Below are 16,014 nucleotides of genomic sequence, written 5' to 3' on the forward strand. Positions count from 1 at the left end.
AAAGGGTTGGCATTTGCCAACCTTTTTTTTCAACTAGAGCTTTTTGAATATGTATCTAAAAAAAGTAAGTATGTTGGGTGTGTTAACCACCACTTTGCTAAGTTGTGGTGCAGCCTTATCAGCGCAAAAACAGAGTTTTCAAGCACCTTTGGTTACTGAATCAATGTTACTCGATATAGCAGTCAATGACATGATTGTTATTGTAGGCGAACGCGGCCATATTTTAATTAAACAAAATGGTGACTTGGTTCAGCTAGACGTACCCACTAAAACTACCTTTACAGCCGTTTCGACGATTGGTAATAAAATATGGGCGGTTGGTCATGATGCAACAATTGTTGCATCAGTTGATGGGGGGAAGTCTTGGTCTATTCAGTTGCAAATGCCAGAGTTAGACCGTCCCTTTTTAGACGTCCTCTTTTTTGATGACCAACATGGGATAGCGCTTGGTGCCTACGGTTTGTTTTATAGAACAAGAGACGGTGGAACGACGTGGAATAAAGAACTACATGCGTCAGTGCTCCCACTAGCAGACATAGAGTATCTTGACACAATAAAAAGTGATCAAGCTTTTTATGAAGAAGAGCTATCGTTTATATTACCTCATTTCAACCGTGTTACGTACAAGAACGGAAAGCTTCTATTAGCGGGAGAGGCTGGTTTACTTGCCGTTAGCGATAATTTGGGGGAGTCATGGCAAAGACAGGATATAGATTACTACGGTTCGTTTTTTGACGTTTCTCAATTTAAAGTGGATGAGATTACGTTAACGCTGGCAGCAGGATTGAGAGGAAACTTATTTGCCCGCAGAGATGTAGATTCTGATTGGTTTTCTGTGGAAACATGTGTAACAACATCCTTAAATTCATTTGTTATAAATAACGAAAAGACGTTTGTTACGGGTAACAATGGCGTTTTATTCGCAGTGGATATAGAAAGCGTCTTTACTGACAAAACTTTACCGCTAGACGCTGATGGCTGCGCTCAGTCTGCAGCATTAACCATGATAGATAGTGGAGTAAATGATGCAATTCTGAATGCTGATTATCAAAATGGGCAATTATTCGCTGTTACCGCATCTGGTATTAAATTTTTAAATGCAGAATAAAATTATATGAATCAATTTATAGAATCAGTGGAAAAAACCGTTTTTAAACATCGCGCTATTGTGATTGGTTTCTTTACACTTGTTACCGTGTTTCTACTTTATAACGCGTCTCAATTAAAGCTGGACGCCGGTTTTACAAAAAATATTCCTCTTAATCATGAGTATATGCAGACTTACATGCAACATCGGGAAAACTTCGGTGGCGCAAATAATGTGCTTGTTTCCGTTTGTGATGTTGATGGAGATATTTTTAATACAGAGTTTTTTGACACGCTAAAGAATGTTCACGACCAATTATTTTTCATAAATGGCGTTAACCGTTCACTAGTCATTTCGCTGTTTGCACCTTCTACTCGATTTACTGAAATAGTGGAGGGCGGTTTTTCTGGTGGTCCAGTTATTCCGGCAGATTTTAATTCTAAAAATCAATCCGCCTTAGATCTAGTTCGCAAGAACATCGACAAGGCTGGTATTGCGGGTCGGCAAGTTTCCAGCGATTTTAGTTGTGCAATGGTCACTGCTCAATTGTTAGATATAGATCCTGAAACCGGTGAGAAACTAGATACGCTAGCGCTTGCCTCTGAGTTAGAAGAGCAATTGCGAGGAAAATACGAAAACGAGAATACAAGTATTCATATTATCGGTTTTTCTAAAATGATTGGTGATGTAGCTGAAGGCGCTAAAGACGTTTTACTTTTCTTTGCTATCGCGATTGCAATAACAGCTATTATGGTTTTCTTTTTCTCTCGTTCGATTATGCTGACCTTACTGCCATTGTTATGCTCAATTATTGCGGTAATTTGGCAACTCGGATTGCTAACATTATTTGGTTTTGGCTTAGATCCGATGTCTATCTTAGTGCCTTTCTTAGTTTTTGCGATCGGTGTAAGTCATGGCGTTCAAATGATCAATGCAGTTGGCAAACAAGCATCTGTTGGTGTGGATGTAAAGACTGCTTCGCAAAATGCATTTAAAACACTTCTGATTCCTGGCGGCATTGCATTGCTTTCCGACACGGTAGGGTTTATGACACTACTGGTAATCGATATTGGCATCATTAGGGAGCTAGCGATCACTGCAAGCATGGGAGTCGCTGTGATCATTCTGACAAATTTATTATTGCTTCCAGTTTTAATGTCATATGTGAAGCTTAGTCAAAAATATGTGGATTCATTTAAAAATGAAAGAGACAAAGGCAACAAAGTCTGGGAGAACGTTGCTAAATGTGCGAGTTCAAAGACTGCGATTGTTATTGTTGCACTCACGTCAATACTATTTGTGTTAGGTAGTATGCAAGCTAGTAAGATGAAAATTGGAGACTTACATGCTGGTGCTCCCGCACTTCATGAAAGCTCACGATACAATCAAGACACGTTCTTAATCACAGATAAGTTTGAAATAACTGTTGATTATATATCTGTTATCGTTGAAACATCTGCTGAGGCATGTACTGATTTTGACACTATGACTGCAATTGATGATTTTCAATGGAGAATGGAGAACATTCCAGGTGTTCAGTCAGCAATATCTCTTGCATCTGTAGCTAAACAGGTCAATGCAGGATATAACGAAGGTAATCCTAAATGGCAAGTGCTTCCGCGTAATCAATCAACTATGGTACAAGCTGTTTCTCGTGTGCCTACGTCTAGTGGCCTTTTAAACGGCGACTGCTCAGTAATGCCTATCATTTTATTTATGCAAGACCATAAAGCTGAGACGATCGAAACAATAGTAGCAGCGGTCAAGCAAATTCGTGAAGAGTATCAAACAAGCACCTTAGACTTTAAACTCGCATCTGGGCCAGTAGGTGTAATGGCAGCGACTAATGAAGCGGTCAAAGCATCACAAGACCCGATGTTGTATTATGTCTTCGGTGCCGTTATAGCATTATGCTTAATTAGTTTTAGGTCTATCAGAGCGACGCTCTCTGTCGTTATTCCACTATATGTTGTTTCAGTATTAGCCCAATCGCTTATGACAGTCTTACAAATTGGATTGACGGTCTCTACACTACCGGTGATTGCTTTAGGCGTCGGTATTGGTGTCGACTACGGTATCTATATTTTATCGACAATGAATGAGCGCTTAAAAGCTGGCGATTCTGTTCAGGCTGCCTATCTTGCTGCGCTTAAAGAGCGTGGAAGTGCAGTATTGTTCACCGGTATAACACTAGCGATCGGCGTTAGTACTTGGGTATTTTCATCACTCAAGTTCCAAATGGACATGGGAATCTTATTGACGTTTATGTTTATCGTTAATATGCTAGGCGCGATTATTGTTTTACCTGCGATAGCGCGCTTGTTGTGGTTTAAGCGAAGCGAGAAAAACTAGAAAAAATAATTTTGATTAATTAATGCTTAAAAGGGCCGAAAGGCCCTTTTTTATGCATAAAATAAACATGCTTATGCAATTTGTAAATTAGTCGTTAAATATCACTTTTAATCCTTCATTTATTTAGAGAAAATACCGATATAACAAGGAATAAGGTCTATCCTAAGACGTAACACACTGTAAAGAGAACACGAAATGTCGGTCACAAAGCATCAAGATTCAGTTTTACTCGGGCGTGTATTTTCATTAATTAAAGAAAAAGTGAGTAACCAAGAGGCGCCTCTTATCAAAGAGTTTGCGCGTCTTTTATTCAAAAATATGTCATTTGAAGATTTAGTCGGCAGAAGTGATAGCGATTTGTATGGAGCTACACTCAGTCTATGGCGGATCATGCAGACAAATGATGCAGAACAACCTGTGATTAAGGTGTTTAATCCAGAAATATCAAAGCATGGTTGGCAGTCTAGTCACACTATTATTGAAATTATCGTAAAAGACATGCCGTTTTTAGTCGATTCAGTCAGAATGGTGATTAACAGATTAGGCATATCCGCACACTTATTATTGCATAGTCCTATGCACCTCAAACGAGATAAGTCTAATAAACTTTTGTCATTTGTGGATGCTGAATCAAAAGATAAAGAAACATCCTCTGAAACAGCCTTTTTGATTGAAATTGATAGGCAGTCTAAAGCAAGTGAAATAAAAACACTTAAAGACGAGTTGTTGTCAGTGGTTGAAGAAGTTTCTTTGACAGTTGCTGATTGGCAGCCCATGAGAGAAAAACTGGCCAGTATTACGAAAAGCTTCGAAAAATCAAAATCTAAGGCCCCAGCTTCTGTAAAATCCCAAGGCAAAACCTTTTTAAATTGGTTAAACGATCATAATTTCACGCTGATGGGTTATCGCTATTATGAAGTTAAAGCGATTTCGGGTGACTATCGTTGGATCCCAGACAAAAAGAGTAGTATGGGGTTAATGAAAAACTCAATTAGCGATAGACAACGCTTACTATCGACTTTGCCACCCAGTGCGCGTGACGAAGCATTGAGTTCAAATCCACTTATCTTGACGAAAACAAACAGTAGAGCACGCGTTCACCGCCCAGCTTATATGGATTATGTGGGGGTAAAAGAGTTTGATGAAAAAGGTACGCTTATCGGCGAGCATCGTTTCTTAGGGCTTTACTCAGCATCTTTCTACAATAGTTCAGCTACTGATTTACCGATGTTAAGCGAAAAAATTGATCGCATGTGCAAAATTGCAGGTTTCGATAAAGGAACTCATGCTTATAAGGCATTTGTTAACATTGTTGAGACCTATCCGCGCGATGAACTTTTACAGACATCAGACGAGGCACTAGCACAAATAATCCTTGGTATCTTTCAAATGCAAGAACGAGGGATTTCCAGGTTATTCGTTAGAAAAGACGAATTTGGGCGTTTCTATTCGTGTCTCGTTTATGTTCCCCGAGAAATCTACAACACTCAACTTAGAAGAGATACTCAAGCGTTATTAAAGCAGGCATTTGAATCAGAGAAGCCTGTGGAATTTAATACTTATTTTTCTGAATCAGTTTACGCAAGAACGCATTACATCGTGCGCGTTAATAATAATAATTTGGAGTTCGATGTGAAAGAAATTGAAGATAACCTAATTGAACTTACGCGTTCTTGGAATGATAAATTAGCATCTAAAATTACCTCGGCGTATGGCGAGGCAAAAGGGAAAGCGATTCAGCAAAAATACGACCAAGCGTTTTCAAGAAGCTACAGCGAAGAAAACCTGCCGAGTGCGGCGTTGGTCGATATTGAAAGAATAGAAGAACTCAATGACGAAAAGTCCTTGGACATGCTTTTTTATCGTCCTCAAGAAGAAGCCGCTGACAGTGAAGTGGTTAAACTTAAGCTTTACCACAAAAATGTGCCTATTCATTTGTCGGATGTATTACCGATGCTCGAAAACTTTGGTTTACGCGTGATTGATGAAAGTCCATATAGAGTGACAACGCAAGAAGGTGAAGTCAGCTGGGTGATGGATTTCACAATGCTTCACAAAAATGGCCAAAAATTCGAAATGGAAAAAGCACAAGCGCTTTTCCAAGATGCCTTTTCGAAAGTGTGGAGTAAAGACTTAGAAGATGATGGTTTTAACCGTTTAATTCTCAGCGCTGGGATCACGGGTAGAAACGTGACTATCTTGCGCGCATATGCCAAGTACATGCGCCAAATTGGTTCTTCATTTAGTTTGGATTATATCGCTAGTACATTATCTAATTACCCTGACATTGCCGGTGATTTGGTTGACTTATTCAGACTAACTTTCTGTCCCAGCATTAAAAGACAACCCAAAAAATTAGATAAACTCAAAGAAGAGCTCAATGAAAAACTAGACAGCGTTTCTAATCTAGATGACGACAGAATAATCAGACGTTATCTTGAGTTATTAGAAGCAACCTTAAGAACAAACTTTTATCAAAAAGATGGCGAAGGAAACGACAAGTCTTATATCTCGTTCAAATTGCTTCCCTCTGAAATATCAGACATGCCATTGCCTTTGCCAAAGTTTGAAATTTTTGTCTATTCGCCAAGAATTGAAGGTGTTCACCTCCGTGGCGGAAAAGTGGCTCGTGGTGGTCTGCGTTGGTCAGACAGACAAGAGGACTTTAGAACTGAAATCTTAGGTTTAGTTAAAGCTCAACAAGTTAAGAACACTGTTATTGTTCCTGTTGGTGCAAAAGGTGGCTTTGTTTGTAAAGCCATGCCTGAAAACGCAAGTCGAGCTGATATTCAAAAAGAAGGGCAAGCTTGTTATAAAATATTTATCACGAGTTTATTAGACATTACTGACAACATTGTAGAAGGAGAAGTCGTCCCTCCTAAAGATGTATTAAGGCTTGATGAGGATGACCCATATTTGGTTGTCGCAGCTGATAAAGGCACTGCTACATTTTCAGACATCGCAAATGGTATTTCAGACGAATTCAATTTCTGGTTAGGTGATGCGTTTGCATCAGGTGGAAGCGTTGGTTATGACCATAAGAAAATGGGGATTACCGCACGTGGCGCGTGGGAATCCGTTAAGCGTCACTTTAGAGAAATTGGAACTGATTGCCAAACTACACCTTTTACCGCCCTTGCAGTTGGTGATATGGCAGGCGATGTATTTGGTAACGGCATGCTCTTATCAGAAAAAACTCAATTGGTTTGCGCGTTTAACCACATGAATATTTTCTTTGATCCTAATCCAGATGAAGCAAAAAGTTATAAAGAGCGTCAACGCCTGTTTGATGATCCAAGCTTAACGTGGGAAGACTATGATCAATCCATCATTTCTAAGGGCGGGGGTATATTCAAACGCTCTGCTAAATCAATCAAATTAACGCCAGAAATGAAGCGTTGGTTGGGCACGCGCCAGGCCTCAATGACGCCAAACGAACTTATTCATAATGCGCTCAAGATGCCAGTGGATCTTATCTGGAATGGTGGTATCGGAACTTACGTTAAGAGTAAAAAAGAGTCACATGCTGAGGTAGGTGACCGTGCAAATGATACCACTCGAGTAAATGGCGAAGATGTCCAAGCCAAGATTGTGGGTGAGGGGGGGAACTTAGGTCTCACACAATTAGGCCGTATTGAGTATGCAGCTAATGGCGGCAGAGTTAATACTGATTTCATCGATAATGTCGGTGGGGTTGATTGTTCGGACAACGAAGTTAATATCAAAATTTTATTAAATTCGCTCGTAAATAGTGGTGATTTAACTGTCAAACAACGCAATGAATTGCTTTACGACATGACTGATGATGTCTCTGAAATTGTGCTTCAAGATTGCTATCGCCAGACACAGTCGATCTCAATTTCTCAAATATCTGGTGTTAAAGCGATAAAAGAGCAACTCAGGTTTGTGCATGGATTAGAGAAAAGTGGTTCGCTGAACAGGGAGCTTGAATTTATTCCATCGGATGAAGAAGTATCTGATAGAGTCGCAACAGGACAAGGTTTTACACGCCCTGAACTTTCAGTATTGATTGCATATGGCAAGATGGTATTGAAAGAAGATTTTTGTATTTCTGAGATCACCGATAATGAGTACTACAATGACTACCTAGTAAATGCATTTCCGCCTGTTCTCAGAGAGAAGTACGAGAAGCAAATGCAAAATCACCCATTGCGCAGCGAAATCATCGCGACGAAACTAACGAATGAAATCGTTAATGATATGGGGCTAAATTTTGTTTTCCGACTCCAAGAAGAAACAGGCGCAAGTCATGCACAAATAGCCGAAGCTTATTCAGTGGTCAAAGGTGTATTTGATATGGGTTCGCTTTGGGAAGAAGTTGAAAGCCTAGATAACAAAATAGATGCAAGCTTGCAGTTAGACATGCTTGATACGATGCGCAGAACACTGCGCAGAACGTCTAGGTGGTATGTGCGTCATGGTGGCAAGATGGCTATTCAAGACTCGATTGCACGATACAAATCCGCCTTTGATGAAATTTCAAAAGATTTGTTTTCATTTTTAGTGGATTCAGAAATGAAAGAAGTCGAAGATCAAATAACGCTTTATGTTGACGCAGGCGTGCCTAAATCAGTTGCTGAACGTATGGCCAAATTAAGTAACATGTTCTCTTCACTTGATTTAGCTCAAATTGCTGAACAAGAAAATCGCTCGGTTTCTACTGTAGCTAGAATTTACTACCAGCTAGGGTCTAGATTCGAATTGCACTGGTTCTTAGAACAAATTAATGCACAAAGTGTAGCTAACCACTGGCAAGCACTTGCCAGAGCCTCTTATCGTGAGGAACTGGATTGGCAGCAACGTTCAATTGTGTGTGTATTGCTAAATACCTATCCAGACGAAAAAGATGCTGATACGATTTTAGATATATGGTGTAAGGATAATAAGCCTGAAATTGATCGTTGGTCACACATGATGTCTGAGTTTAAAACCAGCGAAACGCACGAATTTGCAAAATTTTCTGTCGCATTAAGAGAATTGATGCTGTTAAGCGTCAAGGCAAACCAGTAGAATACACACGTTTTGCAATAAGCCCTGCAATTGCAGGGCTTTTTTATAGGTAAAGAAATCAGTGTATTCCCTTGTTCAAAAAGCCCTTCTAAAATGTGACCCCGAATGGAGTCATGATTTTTCCATTCGTTTTCTAAAATCGACCCAACGTAATTTTTTAAACGCGACCTACAAACAACATGTCGATGATTCGCCCATTGAGTGTTTTGGTATCACTTTTCCAAACAGAGTAGGGCTTGCCGCAGGCTTGGATAAAAATGGAGAATGCATAGACGCATTTGCCGCGATGGGATTTGGATTTGTAGAAGTGGGCACAGTAACACCTAAGCCACAACCGGGTAATGACAAACCGAGGTTGTTTAGACTGCCTGAGCATGAAGCAATCATTAATCGCTTTGGCTTTAATAACAAAGGCGTGGATTACTTAATAGAACAAGTGAAAGCTGCAAAATTTAAAGGCGTACTGGGTATTAACATCGGTAAAAATAAAGATACACCTGATGAAAATGCACTGGATGACTACCTGATTTGCCTCGATAAAGTCTATCCGCATGCGACCTATATCACCGTTAATATTTCGTCACCTAACACACCAGGGCTTCGTAATTTACAATACGGTGAAGCCCTTGATAGTTTGTTGAGTGGGCTTAAAAACAGACAACAAGAACTAGCTAAGATCCACAATAAATATATTCCTTTGTTGATTAAAATTGCCCCTGATTTATCAGAAGAAGAAGTTAAATCGATCGCCAACTCATTACTCAAAGCCAATATCGATGGTGTGATAGCTACGAATACGACACTCGATCGCACACCAGTCGCAGGACATCAACATGCTGAAGAAGCGGGCGGATTAAGCGGCAAAGTACTCACAAATAAAAGCTTAGTTGTGACAAAGCAACTTAGTGAAGCATTAAACGGGGCTATTCCTATAATAGGGGTGGGCGGTATTAGCAGCAAAGACGATGCAGATGCCAGAATCAAAGCGGGTGCTAGTTTAGTACAGGTCTATTCTGCTTTTATCTATCAAGGTCCAGCCCTAATTAAAGAGATTGCCAGTGTATAAATTTGTTATCACCACATCGAAAGGGTTAGACGAGTTATTAAAACAAGAAATTGAAGCACTGGCTCAATCTAGTCAAATCGAACTGGAAAACCTAAAATTAACACCTGGTCAGGTAAGCTTTGAGGGCGATTTATCAATTGGTTATCAACTGTGTTTGCATTCTAGATTAGCCAACCGTGTTTTACTTGTGTTGGCTGAAGGGAAGGTTAACGAAGCCCAAGACTTGTATGATATTGCGTATGGTGTTGACTGGACCATGCACTTTGCGTCACATGTACCTTTTGTTATTCACTTTAACGGTGTTAATAAAGTAATCAATAACAGTCAATTTGGTGCACTTAAGACAAAAGATGCCATTGTTGATCGTTTTACTGATGATGCAAGCGATAGACCTTCAGTCGATAAGCAAAACCCGGGTATCATTTTTCAAGGTCGTTTAAAACGAGACCACTTTCAATTGTGTCTAGATATGTCTGGTGGAAGCTTGCACCGAAGAGGATATAGAGAGGACGCAGGCGAAGCGCCACTTAAAGAACACGTATCAGCCGCCTTATTAATCCGAAGCGGTTGGGCAAGTGACAACAAAACCCTATTAGATCCAATGTGTGGTTCTGGCACTATCGCCATAGAAGCAGCATTAATGGCAACCAATACACCTCCAAATTTAGACCGTGCTGATTGGGGTTTTGACCATTGGTTACAGCACAACAATAGTATTTGGCAAAACGTGATTGAACAAGCTAAGTCAAACATTACCGATGCTAAGTGCCCAATATTCGCTTCTGATTTAAGTACAAAAGTACTGGATATTGCCAAAGCAAACGCGCGTATGGCAGGCATGGAGCAGTATATTGAATTTAAGCAATGCGATGCACTAACGCTTGGTAGTGCGCCTGCAGAGCAAGGGTACTTAATTTCAAATCCACCTTATGGTGAACGATTAAACGAATACACCTCGCTGATCCCATTCTTTGACGAATTTGGACAAAGCTTAAAAACATTATTTGCTTCTTGGACAATCGGTTTACTCAGTTCAAACCAAGATTTGCTAAAAGCCCTAAAGCTACGATACAACAAACGTTATAAGTTGATGAACGGCAAGCTAGACTGTGTGTTCTGCTTATACGATATGAGTGGCGATAACTTAGATTCATTTGAATCCAAGCTTGATGAAAACCATGAGTTTGCAAATCGTCTACGTAAAAACCTTAAAAAATTACAGCCATTCATTAAAAAGAATACGACAAACGCTTATCGGGTTTATGACGCCGATTTACCTCATTACAATCTAGCCATTGACCGCTATGACAATTGGGTCGTTGTACAAGAGTACGCCGCTCCTAAAAATGTGCCCGAAGAAAAAGCAAAACAACGTTTACAAGAAGCCCTTTTGTATATTCCAAAGGTATTAGGTATCGACCCGTCTCAGATGTCAGTTAAGGTGAGACGCCAAAACAAAGGCAAGCAACAGTACGAAAAAGTCGATAAGAAAGGATTGAGATTAACGGTTTTTGAAAACCAAGCTCAGTTTTATGTCAATCCAACAGACTATTTAGATGTTGGTTTATTTCTTGATCATCGCGACACACGTCAACTGTTTAAACAACACTGTAAAGATAAAAATGTACTTAATTTGTTCGCTTATACAGGAAGCGTATCAGTGCAGGCGGCCATGGGGTCTGCAAAATCGGTAACGACTGTTGATATGTCTAATACTTATCTAGAGTGGGCAAAGGATAACTTTAAGCTCAACAATTTGTCAGGCAACTTTGAGTTTATCCAAGCAGACTGCTTAACATGGCTCTCGCGCTGTCACAATAAATACGATTTGATGTTTATTGACCCGCCATCATTTTCAAATTCTAAACGTATGAGCGATACTTGGGATGTGCAACGTGACCATCTTAAATTACTCAGTGATGCAAAAGCTTGTTTAAGCGAAAATGGAAAGATTTTCTTTAGCAACAACCTAAGACAATTTAAGTTAGATGAAGCCGGTATGATTGAATTGGGTTTTCAAGTCAAAGACATATCCAATCAAACTATTCCAATTGATTTTGCGCGCAATCAAAAAATTCACAAGTGTTGGATCTTGTCTTTATGACCAGTAACGACATGCTCAAAATTGAATTTTTTACAGGTCCGCACTGTGAATTATGTAACCACGCTTTAGCACTCATATCTGAACTAAAAGAGCTCGAACCACGCGCACATACAATGTCTTTGGATATGCTTAATATCCGTGACAACCCAGAGCACTATCATCTATATGCAGTCAGAATACCCCTGCTGCGGAGAGTCGACTCGGGCGCTGAACTCGGGTGGCCTTTTGAGCTAGAAGCCCTCAAGAAATTTTTATCTTTATGAATTTAATCCAATTAAAAAATGCTTCCATCCTATTTGGGCAACCGCCGCTGATTGACCAGGCCGATTTCAATGTGCAATCTGGCGAGCGCGTCTGTGTGGTCGGCCGAAATGGTAGTGGTAAATCGACACTGTTAAAAGTCATCGCAAACGACATCAAATTAGACGAGGGACAACGTGTTGTCCCCAAAGATGTGGTCATTTCTCGCTTGCCACAAGATCCTCCCGCACAGATTGATGGTGATATGTTCGATTATGTCGCTGAGGGACTTGAAGATGTGGCAGAAGTCCTTAAAGACTATTTTCATACAACTAGTTTGGTTGCAGAAGACCCAAGTGAAGCTAATTTAAACAAGCTACAACACTTGCAAGAGCAACTTGATACTCGAAATGCTTGGCAGTTTGAACAGCGCATTAATAACGTGCTGACTCAACTGTCTTTAAAGCCTGAACAAAAGTTATCTGAGTTGTCTGGTGGTTGGCGTCGAAAGGCAGCATTAGCAAGAGCGTTGGTTGCGCAACCCGATGTACTTCTACTCGATGAACCAACAAACCACCTTGATATCGATATGGTGCAATGGTTAGAAAAAGCTTTACTGAATTATCAAGGAGCGATTGTTTTCATCAGTCACGATCGTGCATTTATCAGAAAACTTGCGACTCGAATTGTTGATATTGATAGAGGGCAAGTAGTCAGTTACCCGGGCAATTACGAAAAGTATCTAGCGCAAAAAGCACATGATTTAGAGGTTGAAGCAAACGCCAATCGTGAATTTGATAAAAAGCTAGCCAAAGAAGAAGCTTGGATAAGAGAAGGAATAAAAGCGCGTCGTACTCGAAATGAAGGACGAGTTAGAGCGCTCAAAGCATTAAGAAATGAGCATCAGGCAAGGCGCCAAGTAGTTGGAAGTGCCGTGGTCAACCAAAACAGTGGCGGACAATCTGGTAAACGCGTATTCGAAACTACTAACGTCAGTTACTCAATTGATGAAAAAGTCATTATTAAAGATCTCGACTTGTTAATCACACGCGGTGAAAAATTAGCATTAATAGGGCCAAACGGTTGTGGAAAAACAACCTTAATTAAATTGCTATTAGGTGATTTGCAAAGTCAACAAGGTGAAGTATTTAAAGGCACTAATCTTGAAGTTGCTTACTTTGACCAGCATCGTTCTCAACTTCCTTTGGATAAGCCAGTCATTGATGTGATTGCTGATGGTAAAAGAGAAGTCAGTTTTAAAGGTGGCACTCGCCACGTTATTGGCTATTTGCAAGATTATTTGTTTTCACCCGAACGCGTCAATGCACCTGTTTCAACATTGTCAGGCGGTGAAAAAAATCGCTTAATGTTAGCTAAGTTGATGCTTCGACCCAGCAACTTATTGATTTTGGATGAACCAACCAATGATTTAGATGTCGAAACGCTCGAACTATTAGAGTCTTTGTTAGTTGAATATGAGGGCACGGTACTATTAGTCAGCCACGATCGGGAATTTGTTGATAACGTGGTAACATCTTCTATCGTTTTTGAAGGCGAAGGTCTGTTGCGACAGTTTGTAGGTGGCTATTCAGACATGCGTGCATGGTATGATGAGCGCGATCAACAACGCAAACAGATGATCGAACAAAAGCCCGTTGAGCAAGTAAAGGCTGAAACTCAAAAATCGAGTTCACCTAAAGCGAGCAAAAAGTTATCATATAAAGAAAAACGCGAGTTAGAAAACTTGCCAAAACAAATAGATACACTAGAAAAAGAAATTGAAGAGATTCAAACGTTAATCAATACACCAGAGTTTTTTCAGCAACCGCAAGAAGAAACACAAAAAAGTCTATCTTTGTTAGCAGAAAAAGAAGAGTCGTTGTTGCAAGCTTTTGACCGTTGGGATGAGTTAGAAAGCTTGGCAGAATAAAATGTAAGACGTAAGTACAGGAATTTGAATGAAATTTACCCCAATCGCAAGCCTTATCGCATTAAGTTGCTTGTCCAGTAATGCGCTTTCACAAGCGTACAGCATTGAAGAGTTAAACTCTGCAGAAGTAGCTACTAATAATTTTGGTTTGTCTATTGATAATACAGGGTTGATTCTGACTTCAGCAGAAGATGTTTTTAATCCTCCTATCGATTTGTCACTTCTACCTTTAGACAACGAACAGTTTATTGCCAGTTTAACTGATGAAGAAGGTGTTAGAAACGGGCAGTTCAATGATACCGACTATGAGCTTATCGTAGCATTTATAAGAGCTTCGTCTGCATCTGAGTCTCCTGTCGCTCAACAATTAGCAAGTTTTTCTGGTTTCAGCGCTCAGTCTTCAGAGTTGGTTTACATAAATGGTTTTGACAGTATTAACACTGATCTAAATTCTTTTGAGTTTGAATCAGATACCTTGCCTGTTGATTCAACAAACGGAACGCACATTGTTGCAAATAGTGAAGGTCCGTTTGAAAAGTTTGAGTACATAAACAGCGATAACGAGGTGGTTGTTTATAACCTTCCTAGTTACGATCAACGAGCTTTTGTACAAGTCGGTGAAAACGTCACTGAGTTAGTGCCCGAAAACGTCGTTTTAGGCGGTAATACGCGAGTTGCTGCAATCAGTGATAGCTTACAGGTTGTGGGTACAACCTCGGTTAACACGACTGAAGCTTTTGATTCAGCCATCGAAAATTGTGATGACGATGATGTTCGGGGTGATATCCCGATAGAGAGTTGTTATCGCAGCCTTTTGTTTTCGACAAGCGTAAATAGCCTGACTAGAAACGCAAATCGTTGGGTGACTCGTGCAAACGTCTGGACGCTAGACTCTCAAGGAAGTGTAGTTGATAGCACAACATATGGTTTAACGTTTGATTTAGATGACGATCTACAAAAGAACACTTCTTATTTTTCTACAGCGTTGGGTATCAACAATTTAGGTCAAGCGGTAGGCTCTTCTAGTATTTTGTTTAATGATACCGTCATTACAACAATTGCAACTTTGTATGAAAATGGCGAGTCTACTCGTATTATCGAAGATGACGACCGCTTGCCAAACTCAGCTGTTGCGATTAATGACAACCAATTGGTTGTTGGTAGCTATCAAGAGCTTATCAATGGCGCCGCTAGGGAAAAAATGTTTGTTCATGATTTAACAAATAATGAAACTCGCTTCATAGATGGTTTTTTCGATAGTTCGGGCACAACACCTCGTGCAATCAACGAAAATAATATTATCGTGGGCAATGCAGATATTGAAGCTGGAAACGTCAGCAGGAGAAAAGTTGGCTTTTTATATGACTACAATAACGATACCTTTACCGACGTAAATACGCTCGTATCTTGTGAGTCTGATTATATTATTTCAGAAGTCGTTGATATCAATGATAGCGGTGAATTAGTTGCTACTGCGTTAACAAAACGACCGCTCAGAGACTCAAAGGGCCAGGTACTTTTAGATAGTACAGGCGAAGAACAGTTGATTGATTCCGTAGTAACTCTTCGTTTAACGCCAACCGGTCAAGAACCATTGGACTGCTCTGAACAAGAAGCTGATCCAGCGGATGAGAGGCAAGGCGCAAGCGTATCTTTATGGTTATTAGGCGCATTGTTTACAATAAGCTTAATGCGAGTATTTCGTCGTAAGTAACGTTTTTCATGAGATTTGCTAAGGTCAGGTTTTTCCTGACCTTTTTTGTTTTTATAACATTCAAATCTAATAGTTGGCTGGTTAGACTAAATTAATAAAACACAACATTTCAAAGCTTTTCATATGCTTAGCAAAGATAAAAAATTTGCAGCGAAAAAACATTTGAACCAATCAAGACTTAGGAGTATCAATATATGTGCGGGATATGTTTGCGCTCACAATGACTAGAAAAAACTATGATGAAATGTTGCAAGCATGAACGCCGCACCTTTTAACAAGATGAGGTTCATAAATGAAAAGACAAAAAAGAGATAAGTTGACGAGAGCACATTCAAAGGGCTATCAAGCAGGTATCACAGGTCGTTCAAAAGATAATTGTCCCTTTCAAGAAACAGAAGCAAGATCACAGTGGTTAGGTGGATGGCGTGAAGCATTTACCGACCGACAGACAGGGTTAGTCGCCCGTTGACAATCAATTTAGTACAAAAGA

The 16,014-nt window shown here is 40.0% G+C and carries 9 protein-coding genes; all 9 read left to right on the top strand.

Annotated features, from left to right (window positions below; all coding sequences use genetic code 11):
* Window positions 1-49 precede the first annotated feature (49 nt).
* The 9 genes from KUL10_RS00625 to rmf all read left to right on the top strand — a co-directional run bounded on the left by KUL10_RS00625 (window position 50) and on the right by rmf (window position 15,993).
* A complete protein-coding gene (locus KUL10_RS00625; RefSeq protein ID WP_233499659.1) occupies window positions 50-1,108 on the top strand; it encodes a sialidase in 1,059 nt (352 codons plus the stop codon).
* Between the two features lie 6 nt (window positions 1,109-1,114).
* Complete coding sequence (locus KUL10_RS00630) at window positions 1,115-3,439, top strand: RND family transporter (RefSeq protein WP_110426978.1); 2,325 nt, start codon at window positions 1,115-1,117, stop codon at window positions 3,437-3,439.
* A 195-nt stretch (window positions 3,440-3,634) separates the two neighbouring features.
* Window positions 3,635-8,470, top strand: a complete 4,836-nt coding sequence (locus KUL10_RS00635) for an NAD-glutamate dehydrogenase (protein WP_110426979.1) — start codon at window positions 3,635-3,637, stop codon at window positions 8,468-8,470.
* 61 nt (window positions 8,471-8,531) lie between these two features.
* The gene (pyrD, locus tag KUL10_RS00640) at window positions 8,532-9,536 is read left to right on the top strand and encodes a quinone-dependent dihydroorotate dehydrogenase (RefSeq protein WP_110426980.1); all 1,005 of its coding nucleotides are present in this window, start codon (window positions 8,532-8,534) and stop codon (window positions 9,534-9,536) included.
* Window positions 9,529-11,640: a bifunctional 23S rRNA (guanine(2069)-N(7))-methyltransferase RlmK/23S rRNA (guanine(2445)-N(2))-methyltransferase RlmL gene (gene rlmKL, locus KUL10_RS00645; protein WP_110426981.1), complete on the top strand. Its 2,112-nt coding sequence runs from the start codon at window positions 9,529-9,531 to the stop codon at window positions 11,638-11,640. Before pyrD ends, rlmKL begins: the two co-directional genes overlap by 8 nt.
* A complete protein-coding gene (locus KUL10_RS00650) occupies window positions 11,637-11,903 on the top strand; it encodes a glutaredoxin family protein (RefSeq protein ID WP_233499660.1) in 267 nt (88 codons plus the stop codon). Before rlmKL ends, KUL10_RS00650 begins: the two co-directional genes overlap by 4 nt.
* Window positions 11,900-13,810, top strand: coding sequence for an ABC transporter ATP-binding protein (locus KUL10_RS00655; RefSeq protein ID WP_110426982.1), 1,911 nt, complete (start codon window positions 11,900-11,902; stop codon window positions 13,808-13,810). The genes KUL10_RS00650 and KUL10_RS00655 overlap by 4 nt, the downstream gene beginning before the upstream one ends.
* Window positions 13,811-13,838: 28 nt before the next feature.
* Entirely contained in the window at window positions 13,839-15,524 is a 1,686-nt protein-coding gene (locus KUL10_RS00660; protein ID WP_110426983.1) for a DUF3466 family protein, read from the top strand.
* 292 nt (window positions 15,525-15,816) lie between these two features.
* Window positions 15,817-15,993, top strand: coding sequence for a ribosome modulation factor (rmf, locus tag KUL10_RS00665; protein WP_110426984.1), 177 nt, complete (start codon window positions 15,817-15,819; stop codon window positions 15,991-15,993).
* The last annotated feature ends 21 nt before the right edge of the window (window positions 15,994-16,014 follow it).

It is taken from the genome of Glaciecola sp. KUL10 (assembly GCF_003203515.1).
In the GTDB taxonomy this organism is placed as follows: Bacteria; Pseudomonadota; Gammaproteobacteria; order Enterobacterales; family Alteromonadaceae; genus Glaciecola.

Excerpts from the sequence above, each read along its gene's own strand:
- KUL10_RS00625 (WP_233499659.1), top strand. The coding sequence starts at position 50 with ATGTATCTAAAAAAAGTAAGTATGTTGGGTGTGTTAACCACCACTTTG.
- KUL10_RS00630 (WP_110426978.1), top strand. The coding sequence starts at position 1,115 with ATGAATCAATTTATAGAATCAGTGGAAAAAACCGTTTTTAAACATCGC.
- KUL10_RS00635 (WP_110426979.1), top strand. The coding sequence starts at position 3,635 with ATGTCGGTCACAAAGCATCAAGATTCAGTTTTACTCGGGCGTGTATTT.
- KUL10_RS00650 (WP_233499660.1), top strand. The coding sequence starts at position 11,637 with ATGACCAGTAACGACATGCTCAAAATTGAATTTTTTACAGGTCCGCAC.
- KUL10_RS00655 (WP_110426982.1), top strand. The coding sequence starts at position 11,900 with ATGAATTTAATCCAATTAAAAAATGCTTCCATCCTATTTGGGCAACCG.
- KUL10_RS00660 (WP_110426983.1), top strand. The coding sequence starts at position 13,839 with ATGAAATTTACCCCAATCGCAAGCCTTATCGCATTAAGTTGCTTGTCC.
- rmf (WP_110426984.1), top strand. The coding sequence starts at position 15,817 with ATGAAAAGACAAAAAAGAGATAAGTTGACGAGAGCACATTCAAAGGGC.